General features: G+C 72.8%; 21 protein-coding genes. 3 read left to right on the forward strand and 18 right to left on the reverse strand.

Annotated features, from left to right (window positions below):
* Positions 1-98: 98 nt before the first annotated feature.
* The 13 genes from C7S10_RS17950 to carA form a co-directional block, all read right to left on the reverse strand.
* Positions 99-2,135, reverse strand: coding sequence for a primosomal protein N' (locus C7S10_RS17950; protein WP_165807211.1), 2,037 nt, complete (start codon positions 2,133-2,135; stop codon positions 99-101).
* A gap of 229 nt (positions 2,136-2,364) precedes the next feature.
* Positions 2,365-3,567 carry a methionine adenosyltransferase gene (gene metK, locus C7S10_RS17955; RefSeq protein WP_108345830.1) on the reverse strand — a complete coding sequence of 401 codons (1,203 nt, stop codon included), beginning with the start codon at positions 3,565-3,567 and terminating at the stop codon, positions 2,365-2,367.
* Positions 3,568-3,678: 111 nt separating this feature from the next.
* Positions 3,679-4,869 (reverse strand): bifunctional phosphopantothenoylcysteine decarboxylase/phosphopantothenate--cysteine ligase CoaBC, encoded by a 1,191-nt coding sequence (gene coaBC / locus C7S10_RS17960; RefSeq protein ID WP_243395457.1) that lies wholly within the window; start codon positions 4,867-4,869, stop codon positions 3,679-3,681.
* A gap of 81 nt (positions 4,870-4,950) precedes the next feature.
* Entirely contained in the window at positions 4,951-5,289 is a 339-nt protein-coding gene (rpoZ, locus tag C7S10_RS17965) for a DNA-directed RNA polymerase subunit omega (protein ID WP_010833183.1), read from the reverse strand.
* A 43-nt stretch (positions 5,290-5,332) separates the two neighbouring features.
* Complete coding sequence (gmk, locus tag C7S10_RS17970) at positions 5,333-5,917, reverse strand: guanylate kinase (protein WP_207769453.1); 585 nt, start codon at positions 5,915-5,917, stop codon at positions 5,333-5,335.
* On the reverse strand, positions 5,914-6,240 hold the full coding sequence (gene mihF, locus C7S10_RS17975; RefSeq protein ID WP_108345831.1) for an integration host factor, actinobacterial type: 327 nt from the start codon (positions 6,238-6,240) through the stop codon (positions 5,914-5,916). The genes gmk and mihF overlap by 4 nt, the downstream gene beginning before the upstream one ends.
* Before the next feature lie 115 nt (positions 6,241-6,355).
* Complete coding sequence (locus C7S10_RS17980; RefSeq protein WP_108345832.1) at positions 6,356-6,799, reverse strand: hypothetical protein; 444 nt, start codon at positions 6,797-6,799, stop codon at positions 6,356-6,358.
* Positions 6,796-7,620, reverse strand: a complete 825-nt coding sequence (gene pyrF / locus C7S10_RS17985) for an orotidine-5'-phosphate decarboxylase (protein ID WP_108345833.1) — start codon at positions 7,618-7,620, stop codon at positions 6,796-6,798. The genes C7S10_RS17980 and pyrF overlap by 4 nt, the downstream gene beginning before the upstream one ends.
* On the reverse strand, positions 7,617-8,432 hold the full coding sequence (locus C7S10_RS17990; RefSeq protein ID WP_108345834.1) for a tRNA-dihydrouridine synthase: 816 nt from the start codon (positions 8,430-8,432) through the stop codon (positions 7,617-7,619). Before C7S10_RS17990 ends, pyrF begins: the two co-directional genes overlap by 4 nt.
* Before the next feature lie 2 nt (positions 8,433-8,434).
* Positions 8,435-9,262, reverse strand: coding sequence for an iron-sulfur cluster-binding protein (locus C7S10_RS17995; RefSeq protein ID WP_207769454.1), 828 nt, complete (start codon positions 9,260-9,262; stop codon positions 8,435-8,437).
* Complete coding sequence (locus C7S10_RS18000; RefSeq protein WP_108345835.1) at positions 9,255-10,328, reverse strand: quinone-dependent dihydroorotate dehydrogenase; 1,074 nt, start codon at positions 10,326-10,328, stop codon at positions 9,255-9,257. The genes C7S10_RS17995 and C7S10_RS18000 overlap by 8 nt, the downstream gene beginning before the upstream one ends.
* Positions 10,328-13,612 (reverse strand): carbamoyl-phosphate synthase large subunit, encoded by a 3,285-nt coding sequence (gene carB, locus C7S10_RS18005; protein ID WP_108345836.1) that lies wholly within the window; start codon positions 13,610-13,612, stop codon positions 10,328-10,330. The genes C7S10_RS18000 and carB overlap by 1 nt, the downstream gene beginning before the upstream one ends.
* Position 13,613: 1 nt before the next feature.
* A complete protein-coding gene (carA, locus tag C7S10_RS18010) occupies positions 13,614-14,747 on the reverse strand; it encodes a glutamine-hydrolyzing carbamoyl-phosphate synthase small subunit (protein ID WP_108345837.1) in 1,134 nt (377 codons plus the stop codon).
* Positions 14,748-14,897: 150 nt separating this feature from the next.
* On the opposite strand from carA, the gene C7S10_RS18015 reads away from it, so the two are divergent.
* The gene (locus C7S10_RS18015) at positions 14,898-15,734 is read left to right on the forward strand and encodes an Fpg/Nei family DNA glycosylase (protein ID WP_108345838.1); all 837 of its coding nucleotides are present in this window, start codon (positions 14,898-14,900) and stop codon (positions 15,732-15,734) included.
* A gap of 3 nt (positions 15,735-15,737) precedes the next feature.
* Here C7S10_RS18015 and C7S10_RS18020 read toward each other — a convergent pair whose 3' ends face one another.
* Entirely contained in the window at positions 15,738-17,336 is a 1,599-nt protein-coding gene (locus C7S10_RS18020) for an ABC-F family ATP-binding cassette domain-containing protein (RefSeq protein WP_108345943.1), read from the reverse strand.
* A gap of 153 nt (positions 17,337-17,489) precedes the next feature.
* Between C7S10_RS18020 and C7S10_RS18025 the strand changes: the two genes are divergently transcribed.
* Positions 17,490-18,584 carry a DNA glycosylase AlkZ-like family protein gene (locus C7S10_RS18025; protein ID WP_243395458.1) on the forward strand — a complete coding sequence of 365 codons (1,095 nt, stop codon included), beginning with the start codon at positions 17,490-17,492 and terminating at the stop codon, positions 18,582-18,584.
* 25 nt (positions 18,585-18,609) lie between these two features.
* Here C7S10_RS18025 and C7S10_RS18030 read toward each other — a convergent pair whose 3' ends face one another.
* Genes C7S10_RS18030 through C7S10_RS18045 form a run of 4 tightly spaced genes read right to left on the reverse strand, consistent with a single transcriptional unit; the run spans position 18,610 to position 21,742 of the window.
* Positions 18,610-19,056, reverse strand: coding sequence for a hypothetical protein (locus C7S10_RS18030; RefSeq protein WP_108345840.1), 447 nt, complete (start codon positions 19,054-19,056; stop codon positions 18,610-18,612).
* Positions 19,057-19,113: 57 nt separating this feature from the next.
* Complete coding sequence (locus C7S10_RS18035) at positions 19,114-19,515, reverse strand: VOC family protein (protein WP_108345841.1); 402 nt, start codon at positions 19,513-19,515, stop codon at positions 19,114-19,116.
* 20 nt (positions 19,516-19,535) lie between these two features.
* Entirely contained in the window at positions 19,536-21,119 is a 1,584-nt protein-coding gene (locus C7S10_RS18040) for a phospholipase D family protein (RefSeq protein ID WP_108345842.1), read from the reverse strand.
* Positions 21,120-21,121: 2 nt separating this feature from the next.
* The gene (locus tag C7S10_RS18045) at positions 21,122-21,742 is read right to left on the reverse strand and encodes an MSMEG_1061 family FMN-dependent PPOX-type flavoprotein (protein WP_108345843.1); all 621 of its coding nucleotides are present in this window, start codon (positions 21,740-21,742) and stop codon (positions 21,122-21,124) included.
* 84 nt (positions 21,743-21,826) lie between these two features.
* Between C7S10_RS18045 and C7S10_RS18050 the strand changes: the two genes are divergently transcribed.
* Entirely contained in the window at positions 21,827-22,459 is a 633-nt protein-coding gene (locus C7S10_RS18050; protein WP_108345844.1) for a DUF3060 domain-containing protein, read from the forward strand.
* Position 22,460: the final 1 nt, after the last annotated feature.

A 22,460-nucleotide genomic window follows, 5' to 3' on the forward strand; every position in this document is an offset into this window, starting at 1 on the left:
CGGCGGACGGGCTGGGCGGACAACGTGGTGCCTCTCCTCGGGTCGGCGGAGCGGCAAGTCTAGGGAGGCTTCGAGGTTGGTGGCCGCCCGGGCACGGCTCAGATCGTCAGCGGGTCGACCTGGATGCGTACGGCGTCGAGCTTGCGTGCGCTGCGCACGCGCTGGAGCTCGCCGAGCGCGTCGGAGAGGGCGGGGCCGGAGGCGAGCGGCACCCGGATCACGGCCCGCTGCTCGTCGCGGGGCGCGGCGCCCGCTCGGTCGAGGGGCACCGGTCCGAGGAGGTCGGCGACCTCGGGCAGGTCGAGCAGCGTCAGCGCGTCGTCGAGCGGGCCCGGCTCGCCGGTGATCGTCGCCAGCCGCGCCGCCGGTGGCAGGTGGGCATCCGATCGGTCGGCGAGCTCGCGCTCGGCGAAGCCGGCCGGGTCCCAGCGGACCAGCGCCTGGAGCACGGGCAGCGCCGGGTCGCCGACCGCCACCACCCGTCCGCCGGGACGGACGAGCCCGGCCGCGCCCAGCCACCGTCGCAGGGCCTCCTCGCTCGCCCGCAGGTCCTCGCGCGCGAGGGTCAGCCAGGTGTCGAGGATGACGACCGCTGCGTAGCCACCCTGGGCCGGCGGCTCGGCACCGACGGTGGCCACCACGATGTCCGGACGGTCGGAGACCTCTGTCAGCACCCGCTCGCTGCTCGAGCTGCGGATCGTGGTGCCGGCGAACGAGCGGCCGAGCTCCTCGGCCGTGCGCGCCTCGCCCCGCACGGGCGCCCGCAGTCCGCGGTGGCCGCACTCCCGGCAGGCCCAGGCGGGGTCGGCGGTGCCGCACCACCGGCAGGTCGGCGGGGTGGTCGGGCCGCCGAGGACCAGCGGACCGGCGCACGTGGCGCACCGGGCCGGGGTGCGGCACCGCTCGCAGGCCAGGGAGGGCGCGTAGCCCGCGCGCGGGGTCTGGACGAGCACCGGACCGGATGCGAGGCCCTCGCGGATCACGTCGTAGGCCGCTCGCGGCACGCGGGAGCCGACGGCGCGGTCCTCGGCGGGCACGACGTCGACCCGGGCGCGGTCGCGGACGACGGCGCGCGTGGACACGAGCTCGTGCGCCCAGCCCGACCGCAGCAGGAGCAGGCCCTCGCAGGTCCGCGCGAACCCGGCGACGAGCATCGCGGCATCCTGCTGGGTGGCGCGGAGGGCGAGCATCTCGCGGACGTGGGGGTATGGCGCTCGTGGCTCGGCGTGCAGGTCGTCCCCGTCGTCCCAGATCACCAGGAGGCCGAGGTCGTGGACGGGGGCCAGTGCGGCCGAGCGGGTGCCGACGACGACCCGGCGCGCACCGCGGGAGACGGCCAGGAACTCGCGGTAGCGCTTGGCCGGTCCGGCCTCGGCGGAGAGCACGACGTGGTGGTCGGGCCCCAGGACGGCGTCGAGCGCGGCGGAGACCCGCTGGGCGTCGCGCTGGTCGGGGACGCACACCAGCGAGCCGCGCCCGCCGGCCAGGGTGGCCGCGACCGCGTGCGCGAGCATCAGCGGCCAGTCGTCGCCGGGAGCACTCCCCCACACCGCACGGGGCGCGGCACCGCTCCCGAGGTGGGACAGGAAGGCCGGGCCGTGCACGACGTGCTCCCAGGTCGCGGGGTCCGGCGCACCGGCCGGCGACGGCCCCGCCGCGGCGGACGGCTCCTTCTCGGTGGCCGCGTGGCGCGGCGGGACGGCGAGCCGCAGGACGTCGGCCCGCGCTCCGGCGTACCTCTCCGCGATGCTCGCCGTCAGCTCGGCGATCTCGGGGTGGAGCACCGGCTCGGCGCTGACCACGCGGCGCAGCGGCTGCAGGCGGCCGGTGTGCTCGCTGGTCGCCGTGCGGGCGAGCACGAAGCCGTCGACGTCCTGCCCGGCGAACCGCACCTTGACGCGCGCACCGGGGACCGCCGTGGCAGCGTCCTTGGCGGGGACGGCGTAGTCGAAGGGACGGTCGAGGTGCGCGAGCGGGACGTCGACGAGCACGCGGGCCACCGGGTCGGTCGCAGCAGGCTCGAACTCGGCCGCCTTGCGGGCACGGGTGGCCGCGGCCTTGGCCTTCGCGTCGGCCACGGACGCACGGAGGCCGGGCAGCATCTCTGCCTGCCCGGCCTCCCTGCGCTCGCTCATGGCCGCATTCAACCAGCGGCCACCGACGTCTCGATCAGCGCAGGTTGAACGACGCCTTCGCCATGCTGGGCTTCGTGGTCGCGTTGCCCGAGTAGCGAATCGCAAGAAAATGCACGAAGTCCCCGCCGGGGCGGGGACTTCGTGAGCGAGTCGTCGACTTCAGGGGGTTTGCATGCCCCCCGAAGTCTGGGTTTCCCCGGCTAGCCGGGGAAACCGAAGCAAGCAGCGATCAGGCGCCGGCGGCGGCCTTCAGCTTCTCGGCGCGGTCGGTGGTCTCCCACGTGAACTCGGGCAGCTCGCGACCGAAGTGACCGTACGCCGCGGTCTTGGCGTAGATCGGGCGGAGCAGGTCGAGGTCGCGGATGATCGCGGCGGGTCGCAGGTCGAAGACCTCGAGGACGGCCTGCTGGATGGCCTCGTCGGAGACGACGCCGGTGCCGAACGTCTCGATGAACACGCCGACCGGCGCGGCCTTGCCGATGGCGTAGGCGACCTGCGCCTCGCAGCGGCGGGCGAGGCCCGAGGCGACGACGTTCTTGGCGACCCAGCGCATGGCGTAGGCGGCCGAGCGGTCGACCTTCGACGGGTCCTTGCCGGAGAAGGCGCCGCCGCCGTGGCGGGCCATGCCGCCGTAGGTGTCGACGATGATCTTGCGACCGGTCAGGCCGGCGTCACCCATCGGGCCGCCCACGACGAACTTGCCCGTCGGGTTGACGAGCATCCGGTAGCCCTCGGAGGGGATCTCGAACGTCGCCAGCACGGCGTCGATCACGTGCTTCTTGATGTCGGCCTCGAGGGTCGCGTGCTCGACGTCCTCGGCGTGCTGGGTCGAGAGGACCACGGTGTCGATGCGGAGGGGACGGTCGTCCTCGTCGTACTCGATGGTGACCTGGGTCTTGCCGTCGGGGCGGAGGTAGGCGAGCGTGCCGTCCTTGCGGACCTCGGTCAGCTTCTGCGAGAGGCGCTGGGCGATCATGATCGGCAGCGGCATCAGCTCGGGGGTGTCGTCGCAGGCGTAGCCGAACATCAGGCCCTGGTCGCCCGCGCCGCGCTTGTCGAGGTCGTCGTCGGAGGAGCCGACGCGCGACTCGTGGCCGTCGTCGACACCGGCGGCGATGTCGGCCGACTGGGCGCCGATCGCGACCTGGACGCCGCAGGTGGTGCCGTCGAAGCCCTTGTCGGAGGAGTCGTAGCCGATCTCGAGGATCTTCTTGCGCACGAGGTCGGCGACCGGGGCGTACGCGTCGGTGCGCACCTCGCCCGCCACGACCACGAGGCCCGTGGTCAGCAGCGTCTCGACGGCGACGCGGAGGTTCTGCTTGTCCCCGTCGTTCTCCATCAGGTAGTCCAGGACGGTGTCGCTGATCTGGTCAGCGATCTTGTCCGGGTGACCCTCGGTCACAGACTCCGAGGTGAAGAGGCGTCCAGCCACAGTGGTGCTCCTGTCAGGGTGCTCAGGGATCTCAGGCAAGGTGAGGCTCGCGCGGGTCGCGCGCGGGCCGGGTGACACGATAGCGATCGCCCACTATGCGGGACTCGCGTCTCAGTGGTCGAATCGCGACACGACCTCGTCCCAGATGACCTGGGCGAGGGCGCGCTTGGAGCCGTGGGGCACGTCGACGGCGGCGCCGTCGGCGCCGAGGATGACGGCCTGGTTGTCGGGGCTGCCGAACACCGCTCCTCCGCTCACGTCGTTGACGACGAGCAGGTCGCAGCCCTTGCGCGCCAGCTTGGTCCGCCCGAGCTCGAGGACCGTGCCGGTCGCGTCGCCAGTCTCGGCGGCGAAGCCGACGATCACCGACCCCTCGCGGAGGCGGTGCTGCGAGATCTCCTTGAGGATGTCGGGGTTCTGCTCCAGCTCGATGGCCGGCGACGAGCCGTCCTCCGCCTTCTTGATCTTGTCGTCGCTGACCGCGGTCGGCCGGAAGTCGGCCGGGGCAGCGGCCATGACCACGGCGTCGGCGGAGGCGGCGGCGGACACCACCGCGTCGTGCAGCTGAGCGGTCGTCTCGACCGTGACCACCTTCACGCCGGCGGGGTCGGGCTGCGCCACGTTGGCCGCCACCAGGGTCACCTCGGCGCCTCGGCCTGCGGCGGCACGGGCGAGGGCGTACCCCTGGAGCCCGGAGGAGCGGTTGCCGAGGAAGCGCACCGGGTCGAGGTACTCCCGGGTGCCGCCGGCGCTCACGACCACGTGGCGACCGGCCAGGTCGGGGGCGACGACACCGCGGGCGAGCACGTCGACGCCGATCTCGAATATCTCGAGCGGGTCGGGCAGCCGGCCCTTGCCGGTGTCCTTGCCGGTCAGCCGGCCCTCGGCGGGCTCGATCACCACGGCGCCGCGCGAGCGCAGGGTGGCGACGTTGGCCACCGTGGCGGGGTGCTCCCACATCTCGGTGTGCATCGCCGGGGCGAAGACGACCGGGCAGCGTGCGGTGAGCAGGGTGTTGGTCAGCAGGTCGTCGGCCAGCCCGTGCGCGGCCTTGGCGAGCAGGTCGGCGGTCGCCGGGGCGACGACGACCAGGTCTGCCGATTGCCCGATGGCGACGTGCGGGACGGCGTGGACGTCGGTCCACACCTCGCTGGAGACCGGCTTGCCCGACAGCGCAGACCAGGTCGGGGCGCCGACGAACTCCAATGCCGAGGCCGTCGGCACGACGGTCACGTCGTGTCCCGACTCGGTGAAGCGGCGCAGCAGCTCGCAGGCCTTGTACGCCGCGATGCCTCCGCTCACCCCGAGGACGACCCGCGCAGAACGAGCACGAGGCCGCGTCCCCTCGGGGGACACGGCCTCGGACGACTCAGTGGTCACACGTCACTCGGCAGCGTTGAACTGCGCCTGCGCCTCGGCGCGAGCAGCCGCGGCGGCGGCCTCCTCGGCGGCGAGCTCGGCGGGGTCGACGTCCTCACAGGTCAGCAGGTCGTCGTTGATCTCGCGCAGCGCGATCGACAGCGGCTTCTCCTGCACGTGCGTGTCGACCAGCGGGCCGACGTACTCCAGCAGGCCCTCGCCGAGCTGGGAGTAGTAGGCGTTGATCTGGCGGGCGCGCTTGGCGCTGTAGAGGACCAGCTTGTACTTGCTGTCGGTCTTGGTGAGCAGGTCGTCGATCGAGGGGTTGGTCACGCCCTCGGCGGCGATGTTGGGGGCAGACACAGCTAGAGCCTCACAAGGTCGAAGAGATGGATCGGCCGACGACTCAGGACTGATCTGGAGCGTCGACCATCATCAAGGCTACCAACTCCTCGGCTGCGGCGTGAACTTCGTGGTTGACGACGGTGACGTCGAACTCGCTCTCGGCCGCCAGCTCGTCGCGTGCGGTGCTCAACCGGCGCTCCCGCTCGGCCTCGTCCTCCGTGCCGCGACCGACCAAGCGGCGTACGAGCTCGTCCCACGACGGCGGCTTGAGGAACACGAACAGCGCCTCCGGCATGGTCGAGCGCACCTGCCGCGCCCCCTGGAGGTCGATCTCGAGCATCGCGGGGTGGCCGCTGGCCAGCGCCAGGTCGACGGGCCCGCGCGGCGTGCCGTAGCGGTGGGTGCCGTGGACGACGGCCCACTCGAGGAGGTCACCGCGCTCGGCCATGGCGTCGAAGTCCTCGTCGGTGACGAACCAGTAGTGGACGCCGTTCTCCTCGCCGGGTCGCGGCTTGCGGGTCGTGGCGGAGACCGAGATCCAGACCTCGGGATGGGCGCGGCGGACCTCCGCGGCGACGGTGCCCTTGCCGACGGCGGTCGGGCCGGCCAGCACGATCAGCCGCGAGTGGCCGGAGGCGGTGCTCACAGGGTCTCTTGCGGGCCGAACTCGCGCTCGAGCGCGGCGACCTGCTTGATGCCCAGACCCCGCACGCGACGACTCTCGGCGATGTTGAGCCGCTCCATCACCTGCTTGGCCCGGACCTTGCCGAGTCCGGGCATCGACTGCAGCAGCTCGACGACGCGCATCTTGCCGATGACCTCGTTCTCCTTGCCCTCACGCAGCACGTCGACGATCGAGGCGCCGGAGTTCTTCAGGCGGTTCTTCACCTCGGCCCGCTCTCGTCGCGATGCCGCGGCCTTGTCGAGAGCGGCCTGGCGCTGCTCGGGCGTCAGTGGGGGCAGGGCCACGAAGAGGTCCTTCTGGTGCGGGTGTCGGCGGTCCGGGTCAATCTAGTCAGATCGCGTCGGCAGGGGCAATCGGCCCACCGGGTGGGGTGGCGTGACGTCGTCCGCGCCGGACGCGTCACTGCGACAGCGGCGTCTTGCACACGTCGAGGGCCTGCTGCTCGATCCCGGCCATCGCGGTGACGGTCTCCTGGTCGCCGAGGTTGCGCGCGGCCGCCTCGATCGCGCGGCGCTCCGCAGCGGGGAGCGTGTCGGGCGTCGTCTCCGGGTCGTACGTCGAGGGGTCGACGTCCGCCGCGTCGAGGGCGTCCTGCAGCGCCTCGAGCCGGGAGACGACCTGGCTCCACTCGTCCTCGAGGTCCCGCGGGGCCGACGACCGGAGGTCGCGGTAGGCGTCCAACGTGTCGAAGATCGCGCCGGGGTCCTGGCTGGCGGCGGCGTCGCTGAGCTCGCGCTGGTGGTCCTGCACGGCCTCGCAGTAGCCGCTGGGGCCGTCGCCGCCGCAGCCGGCGAGGAGGGCCGCGGCCAGGGCCACCGGGAGCAGGACAGGGAGGCGGCTCACGCCTCGCCCAGCCCCGTCACCGACTCGTTGCCGCGCAGGGCCGCGTCGCGAAGGGCGACCGGGTTCGGCCCGGCGGCGAGCACCTCGCGCGAGGAGCTCGGCAGCACGTGGCGTGCTGCCGGCCCGAAGATCCGCTTGAGGTCGGCCACCGTCCCGCCCTGGGCGCCGAAGCCGGGCGCGAGCACGGGTCCGTTGAAGTCGAGGCGCTCGTCGCTGCTGCCGATGGTCGCGCCGACGACGGCGCCGAAGTCGCCGAGCGGCGCGGTGTCGGCGTTGAGGGTCGCGAGGTGGCCCAGCACCGTGCCCGCGACGGTGCCGTCCGCCGTCCGTGCGTGCTGCACCTCGGGTCCCTCCTTGTTCGAGGTGAGCGCGAGCACGAACACCCCGGCGTCGTGGCGACGCGCGGTCTCGATCATCGGGTCGATCGACCCGAACCCGAGGAACGGGCTGGCCGTGATCGCGTCGCTGGCCAGCGGGGAGGCCGGGTCGAGGTAGGCGTCGGCGTAGGCCTGGCTGGTCGAGCCGATGTCGCCGCGCTTCACGTCGAGCAGCACCAGCGCACCGGCCGCCCGCGAGTCGGCGATCACCCGCTCCAGCACCGCGACGCCGCGGGAGCCGAAGCGCTCGAAGAAGGCGCTCTGCGGCTTCACCACGCTCACGTGCGGCGCCACCGCCTCGACCACCGTCAGCGCGAACGTCTCGAGCCCGGCGACGTCGTCGCCCAGTCCCCAGTCGAGGAGCAGCGACGAGTGGGGGTCGATGCCGACGCAGAGCCGTCCGCGGGCCTGCATCGCGTCGTGCAACCTGGCGCCGAACCTCATGCGGGGTCCTCTTCTCGGGTGAGGGCGGCGCGCACCCGCGCCACCGTGGTCGGATCATGCAACAGGGCGGTGCCGATCTGCACGGCACGGGCGCCGAGGTCGAGGAACCGGCGGGCGTCCTGCTCGGAGGCCACTCCCCCGCCGCCGATCACCACCACGTCGGGCAGGGCCTCGGTGACGGCGGCGACGCAGCGCAGGGCGACCGGACCGATGGCCGGTCCGCTGAGCCCGCCGGGACGACCGTCGGGCATGGCGGCCGGGACAGCGTTGCCGATGACGACCGCGCTCGCGCCGGCGTCCACCACACCCCGCGCACCCTCGACGATGCGCGAGGCGTCGGGCCGGAGCTTGGCGAGCACCGGCAGGTCGCCGGGGAACTCGCGGCGCACGGCCCCCACGACACTCGCCGCGTGGTAGGGCTCGCGCACGTCGAACAGGTCGGACCCGGCCTGGTCGGGGGCGCCGATGTTGATCTCGAGCCCCGCGACACCCGGTGCGCGGCTGAGGCGGCGCGCCAGGTCGGCGTACTCCCCCATCGTCGCCCCGGCGATCGAGACGAAGACCCGGACGCCGGCCCGGACCAGCCAGGGCAGCTCGGTGGCCAGGAAGTGCTCGAGCCCGGGGTTCTGCAGGCCGATCGCGTTGACCAGCCCGCTCGGCGTCTCGACGACCCGTGGCGCGGCGTGGCCCGGACGGGGGTCGAGGGTGATCGAGCGGGTGACGAAGTCGAGTCCGACCAGGTCGGTGAAGGCGGCCAGCTCGCGGCCGGTGCCGCCGCAGCCGCTGGCCACCATCACGGGTCCGAGGCGCATGCTCACGACAGCGCCTCCCAGTGCACGCGGTCGCCGCGGATGACCGGCCCGTCGGCGCAGGCGCGGACCAGCCGCGTGGCGCCGTCCTCGGCGACCACCGGCACCGGGCAGCCCTGGCACAGACCGGTGCCGCACGGCATCGGCACCTCCAGCGCGACCTGGCTCCACGCCCCGCGGGCCTCGGCTTCCGCCGCGACGGCGCGCAGGGTGTCGTGCGGGCCGACGGCGTAGACGACGTCGGCGTCGGCTCGATCGAGGACGCCGGCGATCTCGGTGCGTACGTCGCCGCGCACACCCACGGAGCCGTCGCCGGTGATCACCGTGACGGCGCGTGCGGACCGCCGGGCCTCGAGGGCGGACAGCAGGCGCGCCTCGTCGGGCGCCGCCACCACCAGCGTGACCGCGCAGCCGCGCTCGCGCAGCCGCTCGGCCAGCGGGAAGAGCGGGGCGGCGCCGTGCCCCACGCCGACGAGGACGCACGCCACGGGCTCGCGGGGCAGTGCGAAGGGTCGCCCCAGCGGTCCGGTGACCTCGAGCCGCGACCCCACGGGGCGCTCGGCGAGCCAGGCCGTGCCGGGACCGGCGACGCCCACCACGACGTCGAGGGTGGGTCCGAACGCGCCCGACTCCTTGACGCGGTGGATCCACAGCGGCCGACGGGCGAGCCGCCCGCCGTCGACGCTGACGGCCACGAAGTTGCCCGCGCGGAACCGTTGCGGGATGCCCGGCGCCGTGATCGTCAGGTGCCGGTAGGCGCCCGACTTCTTCGTCGCCAGCACCTCGCCGGTGACGTGGAGGGGACCGAGCAGCGGCCGGGCGTCGTCAGCCAAGCCCGCCCACGATCGTCCGCGGCCACAGCGGACCCTCGTAGATGAAGGCGGTGTAGGCCTGCAGCAGGTCGGCCCCCGCGGCCAGACGCTCCCGGGCGTCGTCGGGGGTCGTGATACCGCCGACCCCGATCAGGGTCATCTCCGGTCCGACGCGTCCCCGCAGGGCCCTCATCACCTCGGTGGCGCGTGCGGTGAGGGGTCGACCGGACAGTCCGCCGGCCCCGATCTCCGCGACCTCGGCCGGGTCGCTTCGCAGGCCGTCGCGGCTGATCGTGGTGTTGGTGGCGATGATGCCGTCGAGCCCCAGCGCCACGGCCAGGTCGGCCACGGCGAGCACGTCGTCGTCGCTGAGGTCGGGGGCGATCTTGACCAGCAGCGGGACCCGGCTGGCGGTGTGCCGGTCGGCCTCGGCCCGGACGGCGGCCAGCAGCGGCTCGAGCAACTCTGTGGCCTGCAGGTCGCGCAGTCCCGGGGTGTTGGGCGAGCTGACGTTGACGACCAGGTAGTCGGCGTACGGCGCGAGCAGGCGGGTGCTCTTCTCGTAGTCCGCGACCGCCGACTCCTCGGGCACGGCCTTCGTCTTGCCGATGTTGACGCCCAGAACGGGCCCAGCGAGGAACGAGCTGGGGCCGTGATGCGACCCAGCCGTGACCACATCGCGATCCCTTCGACGGCGTCTGTCGGCCAACCTGGCCGCGACCACCTCGGCACCGTCGTTGTTGAAGCCCATCCGGTTGACGACGGCCCGGTCGGCCGGCAGCCGGAACAGCCGCTTCGGCGGGTTGCCCGGCTGCGGCTCGCCGGTCACGGTGCCGATCTCGACGTGCCCGAAGCCGAGCGCGCCGAGGGCGTCGATGCCGACGGCGTTCTTGTCGAAGCCGGCGGCCAGCCCGAGGGCGTGCGGGAAGTCCAGCCCCATCGCGGAGACGGGCGTCCCCGTCACCCGCGGGAGCCGGGCGGTGACAGGTCGGCCCGCCCGGATCGCCCGGAACGCCGCGTGGTGCGCCCACTCGGGGTCGCTGCGGGTCAGGACGTGGTCGAAGAGCAGCTGGTAGGCCCGGCCCATCAGGTGCGTGCGTTCCAGTCCTGGAGGCTGCGCACGCCGATGTCACCCGCGGCGAGGGCCTCGATCCCCTGCACCGCGGCCGCGAGGCCCTGGACCGTGGTGATGCACGGGATGTTGGCCTGCACCGCGGCGGTGCGGATCTCGTAGCCGTCCACGCGGGCCGAGCCGCCCGTGGAGTAGGGCGTGTTGATGACCAGGTCGATGTCCCCGTCCCGGATCAGCTGCACCGTCGTCTTCTCGCCGTTCGGCCCGGCACCGTCGTGGTGCTTGCGCACGGTCGTGACCTCCACGCCGTTGCGTCGCAGCACACCGGCGGTGCCACCGGTGGCGAGGATCTCGAAGCCGCGCTCGGCGAGCACCTTGATCGGGAAGATCATGTTGCGCTTGTCGCGGTTGGCGACCGAGACGAAGACCCGTCCGCTCGTGGGCAGCGAGCCGTAGGACGCGGCCTGGGACTTCGCGAAGGCCGTGCCGAAGTCGGCGTCGAAGCCCATGACCTCGCCGGTCGACTTCATCTCCGGACCGAGCAGGGTGTCGACGTTGCGGCCGTCGGGGGTCTTGAACCGGTTGAACGGCATCACGGCCTCCTTGACCGCGATCGGCGCGTCCTCGGGCAGGTCGCCGCCGTCGCGCTCGGGCAGCAGGCCGCCGGCCCGCAGCTCGGCGATCGTCTCGCCGAGCATCACCCGCGCCGCGGCCTTGGCGAGCGGCGTGCCGGTCGCCTTGGAGACGAACGGCACGGTGCGCGAGGCACGCGGGTTGGCCTCGAGGACGTAGAGCACGTCGGAGCCGAGCGCGAACTGGATGTTGAGCAGGCCCCTGACGCCGACGCCGCGGGCGATGGCCTCGGTGGCCGCCCGGATGCGGGCGATCTCGGCGGCGCCCAGCGTGATCGGCGGCAGGGCGCACGAGGAGTCGCCGGAGTGGATGCCGGCCTCCTCGATGTGCTCCATCACGCCGCCCAGGAACAGCTCGGTGCCGTCGAAGATCGCGTCCACGTCGATCTCGACCGCGTCGTCGATGAACCGGTCGACCAGCACCGGCCGGTCGGGGCTGATCTCGGTCGCGCTCTCGATGTAGGAGCGCAGCCGGTCGTCGTCGTACACGATCTCCATGCCGCGCCCGCCCAGGACGTAGGACGGCCGCACCAGCACGGGATAGCCGATCGACTCGGTGATGCGCTTGGCATCGGCGTACGACGTCGCCATCCCGTGCTTCGGCGCCGGGAGCCCGGCCTCGGCGAGCACGCGGCCGAAGGCACCGCGCTCCTCGGCGAGGTCGATCGCCTCCGGCTGGGTGCCGACGATCTTCACGCCCGCGTCGTGCAGGCCCTGCGCGAGCCCGAGCGGCGTCTGCCCGCCGAGCTGGCAGATGACGCCCGCGATCGGGCCGGCCTGCTGCTCCGCGTGGACGATCTCGAGCACGTCCTCGAGCGTGAGCGGCTCGAAGTAGAGCCGGTCGGAGGTGTCGTAGTCGGTCGACACGGTCTCGGGGTTGCAGTTGACCATGATGGTCTCGTAGCCCGCCTCGGCCAGCGCCATCGATGCGTGCACGCAGGAGTAGTCGAACTCGATCCCCTGGCCGATCCGGTTGGGACCGCTGCCGAGGATGATCACCGCCTCCTTGCCCTCCGCGCGGGGACGCACCTCGGTCTCCTCGTCGTAGGACGAGTAGTGGTACGGCGTCTGGGCGGCGAACTCCGCCGCGCAGGTGTCGACGGTCTTGTAGACCGGGCGCAGCCCGAGGGCCTGCCGCACGCCCCGCACGACGTCCTCGCGCAGGCCGCGGATGGCCGCGATCTGGGCGTCGGAGAACCCGTGTCGCTTGGCCCGCCGCAGCGTCTCGTGGTCGAGCTCGACGGCGGCAGCGACCTCGTCGGCGACCTCCTTGATCAGGAACAGCTGGTCGACGAACCACGGGTCGATCTTCGTGGCGTCGAACACCTCCTCCTGCGTGGCGCCGGCGCGGATCGCGTCCATCACCGTGCGCAGCCGACCGTCCGTCGGGATCCCGGACGCGGCGAGCAGCTCGGCCTTGTCGCCGACGGGCGAGGCGAAGTCGAAGATCGCGCCCTTGCTCTCCAGCGAGCGCAGTGCCTTCTGCAGCGACTCGGTGAAGCTGCGACCGATCGCCATCGCCTCGCCGACGCTCTTCATGTGCGTGGTGAGCGTGGTGTCGGCGCCGGTGAACTTCTCGAAGGCGAAGCGCGGCACCTTGGTGACGACGTAGTCGAGCGACGGCTCGAACGAGGCCGGCGTCTCCTGCGTGATGTCGTTGCGGATCTCGTCGAGGGTGTAGCCGATCGCGACCTTGGCCGCGATCTTGGCGATCGGGAAGCCGGTCGCCTTCGAGGCCAGGGCGGAGCTGCGCGAGACCCGCGGGTTCATCTCGATGACGATCAGGCGACCGTCCTCGGGGTTGACGGCGTACTGGATGTTGCAGCCGCCGGTGTCGACGCCGACGCTGCGGATGATCCCGATCGCCATGTCGCGCATGGCCTGGTACTCCCGGTCGGTGAGCGTCATCGCCGGAGCGACGGTGATGGAGTCGCCGGTGTGCACACCCATCGGGTCGAGGTTCTCGATCGAGCAGATGATCACCACGTTGTCCGCGGTGTCGCGCATGACCTCGAGCTCGTACTCCTTCCAGCCGATGATCGACTCCTCGAGGAGCACCTCGCTGGTCGGCGACGCGTCCAGGCCACCGCCGCCGATGCGGATCAGGTCCTCCTCGTCGTAGGCCATGCCCGAGCCGGTGCCGCCCATGGTGAAGGACGGGCGGACCACCATCGGGTAGCCGAGCTCCCGGGCGCCCGCGAGCAGGTCGGCCTCGGAGTGGCAGATGAAGCTGCGGGCGCTCTCGCCGCCGAGCTCGGCGACGATCTTCTTGAAGACCTCGCGGTTCTCGCCGCGGTCGATCGCGTCGATGCTGGCGCCGATCAGCTCGACGTCGTACTTCTCCAGGACGCCGGCCTGGTCGAGCGCGATCGCGCAGTTGAGGGCGGTCTGGCCGCCGAGGGTGGCCAGGAGGGCGTCGGGGCGCTCCTTGGCGATCACCTTCTCGACGTAGTCCGGGGTGATCGGCTCGACGTAGGTCGCGTCGGCGAACTCGGGGTCGGTCATGATCGTGGCCGGGTTGGAGTTGACGAGGATGACCCGCAGGCCCTCCTCCTTGAGCACCCGGCAGGCCTGGGTGCCGGAGTAGTCGAACTCGCAGGCCTGGCCGATGATGATCGGCCCGGAGCCGATGACCATCACGCTCTCGATGTCGGTGCGCCTGGGCATGTCAGGCCCCCTTCCGCTCGGTCATGAGCTCGACGAAGCGGTCGAAGAGGTAGGCCGCGTCGTGCGGGCCGGCGGCCGCCTCGGGGTGGTACTGCACGGAGAAACTCTTCAGCGTCCCGTCGTCGTCGCGGAGCTCGAGGCCCTCCACCACGTCGTCGTTGAGGCAGACGTGGCTCACGCTGGCGTCGCCGTACGGCGTGGTGGTGGCCCCGTCGAGGGGCGCGTCGACCGCGAAGCCGTGGTTGTGGGCGGTGACCTCGACCTTGCCGGTGGTGCGGTCCATCACCGGCTGGTTGATGCCGCGGTGGCCGTACTTGAGCTTGTAGGTGCCGAAGCCGAGCGCGCGACCGAAGAGCTGGTTGCCGAAGCAGATCCCGAAGTAGGGCAGGTCGCGCTCCAGCGCCGCCTGCAGCAGCTCGACCTGGCCGGTCGTCGCGGCCGGGTCGCCGGGACCGTTGGAGAAGAAGAGCCCGTCGGGGGCGACCGCGAGGACGTCCTCGATCGTGGACGTCGCGGGCAGCACGTGCACCTCGATGCCGCGCTCGGCCATCATCCGCGGCGTGTTGGCCTTGATCCCGAGGTCGACGGCGGCGACCGTGAAGCGCTTGGTGCCGACCGGCTCGACGACGTAGGCCTCGGGCGTGGTGACCGCCTCGCTGAGGTTGGCGCCGGCCATCTCGCCCGACTCCAGCACCCGGCGGAGCAGGGCGTCCCGGTCGGTCTCCGTGGTGGAGATGCCGACGCGCATCGCCCCGCGCTCGCGCAGGTGGCGGGTCAGGGCGCGGGTGTCGACGTCGCAGATGCCGACGACGCCCTGGTCACGCAGCTCGTCGTCGAGGGTGCGGCGCGAGCGCCAGCTGGACGGCACCCGGGCGGGGTCGCGGACGACGTAGCCGGCGACCCACACCTTGCGGGACTCGGGGTCCTCGTCGTTCATGCCGGTGTTGCCGACGTGCGGGGCCGTCATCACGACGACCTGGCGGTGGTAGCTGGGATCGGTGAGCGTCTCCTGGTAGCCGGTCATGCCGGTGGAGAAGACCGCTTCGCCGAAGGTCTCTCCCTCGGCGCCGAAGGCGTATCCGGTGAAAGACCGCCCGTCCTCGAGGACGAGCAGTGCGGGCGCGCGAGAGGGCAACGCCGTACCTCCTTCTCCGCCTCACAGGACGGATCGTTAAAGGATGTTCGAGCGCGCCGAGCCTATCAGCGGTGGGGACCCGCGCCGGGACCCGTCCCGTGTCAGGACCGGCACGGACGGCGATGGGGACCGCTCGGGCAGGATGGGCCGGTGCCCGAGGGACACAGCATCCACCGACTGGCCCGACGGCATCGTCGGCTGCTGGTCGGCCGGCGCGTCCGTGCCTCTAGCCCGCAGGGCCGCTTCGCGGAGGGCGCCGCACTGATCGACGGCGCCACCGTCGTCGGCACCGACGCGTGGGGCAAGCACCTGTTCCACACCTACGCCGACCACCCGGGCGGGGAGCCGCTGGTCCTCCACGTCCACCTGGGGCTCTACGGCAAGTTCCGCGAGGGCAGGGGCGAGCCGGACGAGCCCCGCGGGGCCCTGCGTCTGCGGCTGGTCGTCGACGGGCCCGACGAGCGCTCGTGGCTCGACCTGCGCGGACCGACCGCCTGCGAGATCGTGACCGCGCCCGAACGCGACCTGATCCTGGACCGGCTCGGCCCCGACCCGCTCCGCAGCGGAACCGACCTGCGCGCGTGGATGCCGAGGCTGGCCCGCAGCCGGGCGCCGATCGGCACCCTGCTGCTCGACCAGTCGGCGGTGGCGGGCATCGGCAACGTCTACCGCGCCGAGCTGCTGTTCCGTCACGGCGTCGACCCCCACCTGCCCGGCCGCGAGGTGGATCCCGGGGTGCTGGACGCGATGTGGCTCGACCTCGTGCGGCTGATGCGGGCAGGCGTGCGCTCGGGGCGGATCGTCACCACCGAGCCCGAGCACCGCGAGCGTCCGGCCGGGCGCGTGCGCCGCATCGACGCGCACTACGTCTACGGCCGTGTCGGGCGCCCCTGCCGCGTGTGCGGGACCGCGGTGCTCGACGGCCAGCTGGCCGCCCGACGCCTCTTCTGGTGCCCGGTGTGCCAGCCGCCGGGTGGCGGTCGCTGAGCCTCACTCGAGGCTCGTCTCCGGCCCCGTCCACCGACGCCGCAGCCATCGGTCGTGCGTGGCGACGACGACGGTGCCGACCGCGCTCCCGATCGCCTCCTCCAGCTCACCGGCCAGGGCGAGCGAGATGTGGTTGGTGGGCTCGTCGAGCAGCAGCAGGTCCGGACCCGAGGCGATCGCGACCGCCAGGCCGAGCCGGCGGCGCTGGCCCACCGAGAGCAACCCGACGGACGTGCGCAGGTCGCGCGGGTGCAGGAGCCCCAGGCCGAGCAGGTCCGGGGCCGTCGCCGGGGTGAGGTCGTCGTACGTCGCCTGCGCCGACCGCCGCGGGTCCGCGAACACGACGTCCTGGGCCAGCTCGGCGACCGTCCGCGCCCCCACCTGCACCTCGCCCGCGTCGGGAGCGATCCGACCGGCGAGGACGCCGAGCAGCGTGGACTTGCCGGTGCCGTTGCCGCCGCTCACGAGCAGGTGCTCCCCCGCGGCCACGTCCAGCCGGTCGAGCCGCAACCGTCCGGCGACCTCGAGGTCGCGCACCAGGGCGACCCGCCCGCTGCCTGCCGCCGCGGTGAGCGGGGCCTCGAAGGACAGCAGCGCCCGCGGCTTGCGGACCTGCTGCTGCTCGGCGGCCTCGAGGCGCTGCACTGCGTCGCGCTTGCGGCGTGCGTGGGCGCGCTCGACGTTGGCGCCCTTGAAGGCGTGGATGAACTTGTCGTTGTCGCGTGGGCCGCGGTTGTGCGCGATCGCCTCGGTGCCGAGCTGGGTGGTCGCCCGCAGGACCTTCAGCTCCTCCTGCTGCTGGGCGTACGTCGCCTCCCACCGCTCGCGCGCCCTCCGGCGGTGCTCCTCGTAGTCGCTCCAGCCGCCGCCGAACCGGCGCCCGCCCTCCCCGTCCGTGCCGAACGCGCTCGGGTCGAGGTCGACCAGGTCGGTGGCGACGTCGTCGAGGAACACGCGGTCGTGGCTGGCGAACAGCACCACCCCCGGCAACCCGGTCAGGAAGTCGGCCAGCACCTCCAGCGCGGCGTCGTCGAGGTGGTTGGTCGGCTCGTCCAGCAGCAGGCAGCCCGGGCGCGTCGTCATGATCGTCGCCAGCGCGAGCCGGGTCCGCTGGCCGCCGGAGAGCGAGCCGACCAGCCGCGTGGGGTCGAGACGGCCGAGGCCGAGCTGCTCGGCGGCCACCTCGGCGCGACGGTCGGCGTCCCACGCGTCGTGGGCCAGCGCCACCTCCAGCGCCGTGTCGTAGGCGGTGGCCGCGGCGGGGTCGGCGAGGTCGGCAGCGAGACGCTCCACCTCCGCGACCGCGTGTCGCAGCGGTCTCAGGGTGGCGGCCAGCACGTCGGCGATCGACGCATCGGCCGAGAACGGGGGCTCCTGCCCGAGCATCACGAGATCGGCCGGCGCCTGGACGGTGCCGGTGAGGCGTGCACGTCGGGGCAGCCGGCCGGTGACGGCCCGGAGCAGGGTCGACTTGCCGGCACCGTTCTCGCCGACCAGCGCGACCCTGCGGCCGGGCTGGACGACGAGGTCGATGCCGTCGAGGACCGGCCGGTCGCCGTACGACACGGACAGGTCGGTGAGGATGAGTGGGGTCAGTGGCATGAGGGTCACCCGGGAGGACGAGGTCGGACTCGCCGGGCGCCGCCTCGAGGGAGGCTCGGCCGCGGGCGCGAGTCGGGTCGGGTTCAGATCCACATGGTGCCGTCGACCCTAACCGGACGCCGATCGTCCTGTCGCCTCCTTATCGTCTACCCCGTGCATGAGCTGACGAAGGAACAGGCGCGGCGGATCTCGGTCCTCGCCCAGCTGCTCGACGCCGAGCGCCCCGACGACCTGCTGGAGATGGTCCGCCACCTCACCCTGCTCCAGGTCGAGCCGACGGCGGCCGTCGCGCCGAGCGCGCACGTCGTGGCGTGGTCGCGTCTCGGTGCCGGCTACCGGCAGTCGGCGCTGGACGACCTCGTCGGCTCGGGCGCGCTGGTGGAGCTGCACTCGATGCTCCGCCCGGCCGAGGACCTCGCGCTGCACCGCGCCGAGATGGCCGCGTGGCCGAGCCCGGTCGAGTGGAAGGACTGGGAGCGCTCGCTCGCGGAGTGGGTCGAGGCCAACGACGACACGCGGCGCGACATCCTCGCCAAGCTGCACGACGAGGGCCCGTGCACGACGCGCGAGCTGCCCGACACGACGCTGGTGCCGTGGCAGTCGAGCGGCTGGAACAACGACCGGAACGTCAGCCGGCTGCTCGACATGATGGTGCAGCGCGGCGAGGTCGCCGTGGCCGGCATGGACGGGCGCGACAAGCTGTGGGACCTCGCGGAGCGCGTCTATCCCGACGTCGAGCCGGTGCCCCTGGAGGAGGCGATGCGGATCCGCGGCGAGCGCCGGCTGCGCTCGCTCGGCCTGGCCCGCGCCCGCGCGGCCGTCGCGCCGTCGGAGCCCAACGACGTCGGACCCGTCGGCGAGGACGCCGTGGTCGAGGGCGTGCGGGGCAGGTGGCGCGTCGACCCGACCTACCTCGCCCGCCTCGACGACTTCAGTGGGCGCGCCGCGCTGCTCTCGCCGCTCGACCGGCTGGTGTTCGACCGCAAGCGGATGGAGGAGCTGTTCGAGTTCGACTACCAGCTCGAGATGTACAAGCCGAAGGCCAAGCGCCGCTTCGGCTACTGGGCGCTCCCCGTGCTGTACGGCGACCGGCTGGTCGGCAAGGTCGACGCGACCGCCGAGCGGGACGCCGGGATCCTGCGGGTCGACGCCGTCCACGAGGACGGCCGCTGGACGAAGGCGATGCGCACGGCCGTGGGCGAGGAGATCGACTCCCTCGGCGACTGGCTGGGCCTGGTGGTGACCTGAGTCCTGACGTGGGTCGTGGCCTGGGTCAGGACCAGTGGTTGCGCATCACGTCGTAGCGCACCGCGGGACTGTCGTCGCTCTCCGGGACGCCGTTGCGCATCACCAGCGCGAGGGCCCCGTCGTCGACGCTGACCTCGATCTCCCAGGTCCAGCCGGGGGCGTACTCGTAGCCCACGGTCGCTCCCGTCGGTGAGCCGGTGCCCCGGAGCTGGACGACGTCGCGCTGGTGCCAGCTGTCCACCCACGCGGCACTCACGGCGCCGTCCTCCGCGGGGATGCCGAGCATCAGGGTGCCGCGCTGCGCGCCGTCCTCGGCGTGGGTCCAGGTGTAGGTGACGAGCACCGCCCGGCCGTTGGCCACCGCGTCGACCGAGACGCTCGACGCGCCTTCGTCGAAGTCGTCGTCCGGCATCATCCGGAAGGCGTAGCCGCCGTCGCCGTCACCGAGCGGAAGGTCGTAGGGGGTGTCCATCGGTGCTCCTCAGGCGACGGGTCGGTCGACGAGTCGGGCGGCGGGTCGGGCGGCGGGTCAGGCGACGAAGATGCAGAAGACGTGGCCGGCCGGGTCGGCGTAGGCCCGCAGCGGCTCCTCGGGCGTGTGCGTGCGGTCGTAGCGCAGCTCGCCGCCGAGCGCGAGCACCCGCTCGTGCTGCTCGTCGAGCTCCGCGACGCTCGACACGGTCAGGTCGAGGTGGAGCTGCATCGGCACCCCCGGCTCCGGCCAGGTCGACCGCTGGAGGTCGTCGGTGAGCTGGAACGCGAGCTGGCGGTTGCCGTCGTGGTCGGTGAGGACGAGCCAGTCCTCGCCCTCGGTCGGCTCCTCGTCGCCCGGCCGGAACCGCAGGTCGAGCAGCTCGCGCCAGAAGTCCGCCGTCCCTCGCACGTCGTCGGTGTCGAGGACGGTGTGCAGCAGCCGGGGGTGCGTGCTCATGTCGTCGAGGATAGGCCGGGTCAGTAGTCGCCGCGCTGCTGCAGCGGGGCCGGCCGGCCGTCCGGGTCGTGCAGCCGCTCCAGCACCGCCCGCAGCGCCGTGGCCTCGACGCGCCCGACGTGGGGTCGGGGCAGTCCCCTCAGGTGTCCGGGCGGTCGCGCCCCGACCCGCCCGCCGGCGTGCCACGCGTCGAGGGCGCGGGCGGAGGCGGCGTACGTCGCGAACATGCCCTGCGGGTCCAGGCAGTCGGCCATCGTGGTGGTCACGTCGGGCTGCGAGCCGTCGTCGGGCATCCGGCCCAGGTGCTCCATCGCGAGTCGCAGCCGCAGCGCCGTGGCGTACTCCTCGTCGAGCACCACGCACGACAGCTCGGAGTCATGGGTCCAGGAGCGGCGGTTGAAGTTGTCGGAGCCGACCGTGGACCAGGTGTCGTCCATGACGCACACCTTGGCGTGCACGTAGACGGGGGTCCCGTGGACGTTCTCCAGCCCGTAGGCCGCGACCCGGTCCGGGGCCAGCTCCCACAGCGGCTCCAGCGCGCGCGTGCGGGCCAGCAGCTCCGCCCGCCGGGAGACGCCCTCCACGTCGGGGTGCATCGGGAGCACGACCATCACCCGCAGCCCCGGGTTGGCCTCCAGAGCGGTCAGGAACGGCGCGGCGACGTCGTGGCCCCAGAAGTACTGGTCCTCGACGTAGACCAGCGCGCGGGCCTGCTCGAGGGCCTTGCGGTAGCCCCGCGCGACGCTGCGCTCGCCGCCGCGGGCGAACGGGTAGTCGAGCCCGTGCCGGAGGTTGGGGTAGGTGCGGAGCAGCTGGACGCGGTGCGGTCCGGCGGGGGGCGGCGGAGAAGTCTGCTCCGGCAGCGGGTCGGGCGTCGTGTCGTGGCGCCGCAGCGCGTCGGCCACGCGACGGATCGGGTTGCGGCTCAGTGGGGTCGGGTCCTCCCAGCGCTCCCGGAACACGGTCTCGATGGCGTGCACGGCCGGGCCCTGGATGCGGACCTGCACGTCGTGCCACGGCGGGTTGGCGCCGTACTCCTCCGCGAGCGGCTGGGGCTGCGGGTCGCCGAGGTGACGGTGGTCGTCGCGGCGGTTGTGGGCCAGGTCGATGCCGCCGATCCAGGCGACGTCGCGCGACGGGTCGTCGCGGTGCCGGACCACGACCATCTTCTGGTGGTGGGAGCCGCCGGTGCGCACCCTCATGTCGAGCAGCACCTCGGCCCCGCGCTGCTGGAGCTGCTCACCGAAGTGCCGGTTCTCCGAGGCGAAGAAGCCGGTCTGGTCGAGGTGCGAGCGCCAGACCAGCCCGCGGACGTCGACACCGCGCTCGTCGGCGCCGCCGAACACGCTGAGCACGTCGCTGTCGTCGGCCTCGGTGAGCCGCTGGTCGGCGTCACCCTGCCAGTCGGTGAACAGCACGAGGTCACCGGGCCGGGTGGCGGTGATGACGGCGTGCAGGTCGGCGAGGTAGGCCGCGCCGTCGACCAGCGGCACCACGAGGTTGCCGTCGACCCACGCGGCCCCGTCGGGTGAGGTGTCGTCGATGCGGGTGCGCGGGTTGGCCCGCTCCTCGCGGGTCAGCAGCCACTGCTCGGGATCGGTCACGGTCAGTAGAGGCCCTGCGCGTAGTTCTCCGGGCGGTAGTAGTCGTCGAGCTCGTCGAGGGTCTTGCCGGCCTGCGGCTCCAGCTCCTGGGTGATGACGGCCCGCCGCGGGACCAGCGCCTCGGGGTCCCACGTCTCGGGGTCCCACAGGCCCGAGCGCATGAACGCCTTGCCGCAGTGGAAGAAGATGGTCTCGATCTCGACCACCAGGGCGAGGATCGGGCGCCGGTCGCGGACCGCGAGGTCGTCGAAGAACGGCGCGTCGTCGACCAGCCGGCCGCGGCCGTTGATCCGCAGGGTGTCTGCGCGGCCGGGGATCAGGAAGTTGAGCCCGACGTGCGGGTTGGACAGGACGTTGCGGTAGCCGTCGACCCGCTTGTTGCCCGGCCGCTCGGCCAGCGCGATCGTCCGGTCGTCGACCACGTGCGCGAGCTGGCCGGCGGGGTCGCCCTTCGGGCTGGCGTCGCAGCGCCCGTCGGCGTCGGCGGTCGCGAGGACGCAGAACGGGGAGGCGGCCAGCCACGCGCGGTCGATGTCCGTGAGGGTCCGGCGCTCCTTGGCGACCGCCCGATCCCCCGGTGTTCCGACGATCCCGACCAGCTGCTCGAGGGTGGTGATCTGCATGGCTCGAGACTAGACCCGGGCTCCGTTTGGGTCCCGGGTCGAGGGGTAGGTCGACCGCGGACATCCACCACGAAAGGTCTCACCATGCGCACCCGCCTCGTCGGCCTCGCCGCCGCCTCGCTCCTCCCCCTCGCCGCCCTGACGGGCTCGGTCGTCCCCGCCCAGGCCGCGGTCGTCGTCGACTGCGCCGGCGGCGCGGTCACCGTCGACCAGTCGGTCGAGGACGTCACGGTCACCGGGGTCTGCACGGACATCACGGTCTCGGGCTCCAACTCCGTCGTGACGGTCCCGGACGCGACGAGCCTCACCGTCACCGGCAGCAACACCACCGTGACCGCCGGTGCGGTGCAGGAGGTCGCGATCAGCGGGTCCAACGTCCGGGTGTCGACGCCGGGCGCCGGCCGCGTCACCGTGAGTGGGGGCAACTCCCGGGCCGTCGTCGCCGGCACGGTCGGGACCGCGAAGATCACGGAGGCCAACAGCACCGTCAAGGCGGCCACCATCACCACTGGCCTGATCAAGGCCTCCAACAGCGACCTCGTCGCGACCAGCGGCACCTCCGTGGTCGTGCGCGGCGCCAACAACTCGGTGCGCTACGCCACGCTGCCGAAGCTCACCGTCGTCGGCGCCAACAACCACGCCAGGGTCACGAAGGGCAAGACCAAGGTCACGGTCAAAGGCCCCAACAACGTGATCCGCGTGAAGAAGAGGGCCTGAC

The organism is Nocardioides currus, assembly GCF_003057875.1.
Taxonomy (GTDB): domain Bacteria; phylum Actinomycetota; class Actinomycetes; order Propionibacteriales; family Nocardioidaceae; genus Nocardioides; species Nocardioides currus.

What these genes read in the sequence shown, in the direction of transcription:
- pyrF (WP_108345833.1), bottom strand. Translation starts at nt 7,620, where the DNA reads ATGAGGTTCGGCGCCAGGTTGCACGACGCGATGCAGGCCCGCGGACGG.
- C7S10_RS17950 (WP_165807211.1), bottom strand. Translation starts at nt 2,135, where the DNA reads ATGAGCGAGCGCAGGGAGGCCGGGCAGGCAGAGATGCTGCCCGGCCTC.
- C7S10_RS18030 (WP_108345840.1), bottom strand. Translation starts at nt 19,056, where the DNA reads ATGGACACCCCCTACGACCTTCCGCTCGGTGACGGCGACGGCGGCTAC.
- C7S10_RS18000 (WP_108345835.1), bottom strand. Translation starts at nt 10,328, where the DNA reads ATGGGCCGGGCCTACCAGCTGCTCTTCGACCACGTCCTGACCCGCAGC.
- C7S10_RS18020 (WP_108345943.1), bottom strand. Translation starts at nt 17,336, where the DNA reads ATGCCACTGACCCCACTCATCCTCACCGACCTGTCCGTGTCGTACGGC.
- C7S10_RS17990 (WP_108345834.1), bottom strand. Translation starts at nt 8,432, where the DNA reads ATGCGCCTCGGACCCGTGATGGTGGCCAGCGGCTGCGGCGGCACCGGC.
- carB (WP_108345836.1), bottom strand. Translation starts at nt 13,612, where the DNA reads ATGCCCAGGCGCACCGACATCGAGAGCGTGATGGTCATCGGCTCCGGG.
- C7S10_RS18035 (WP_108345841.1), bottom strand. Translation starts at nt 19,515, where the DNA reads ATGAGCACGCACCCCCGGCTGCTGCACACCGTCCTCGACACCGACGAC.
- C7S10_RS18045 (WP_108345843.1), bottom strand. Translation starts at nt 21,742, where the DNA reads ATGCAGATCACCACCCTCGAGCAGCTGGTCGGGATCGTCGGAACACCG.
- C7S10_RS18050 (WP_108345844.1), top strand. Translation starts at nt 21,827, where the DNA reads ATGCGCACCCGCCTCGTCGGCCTCGCCGCCGCCTCGCTCCTCCCCCTC.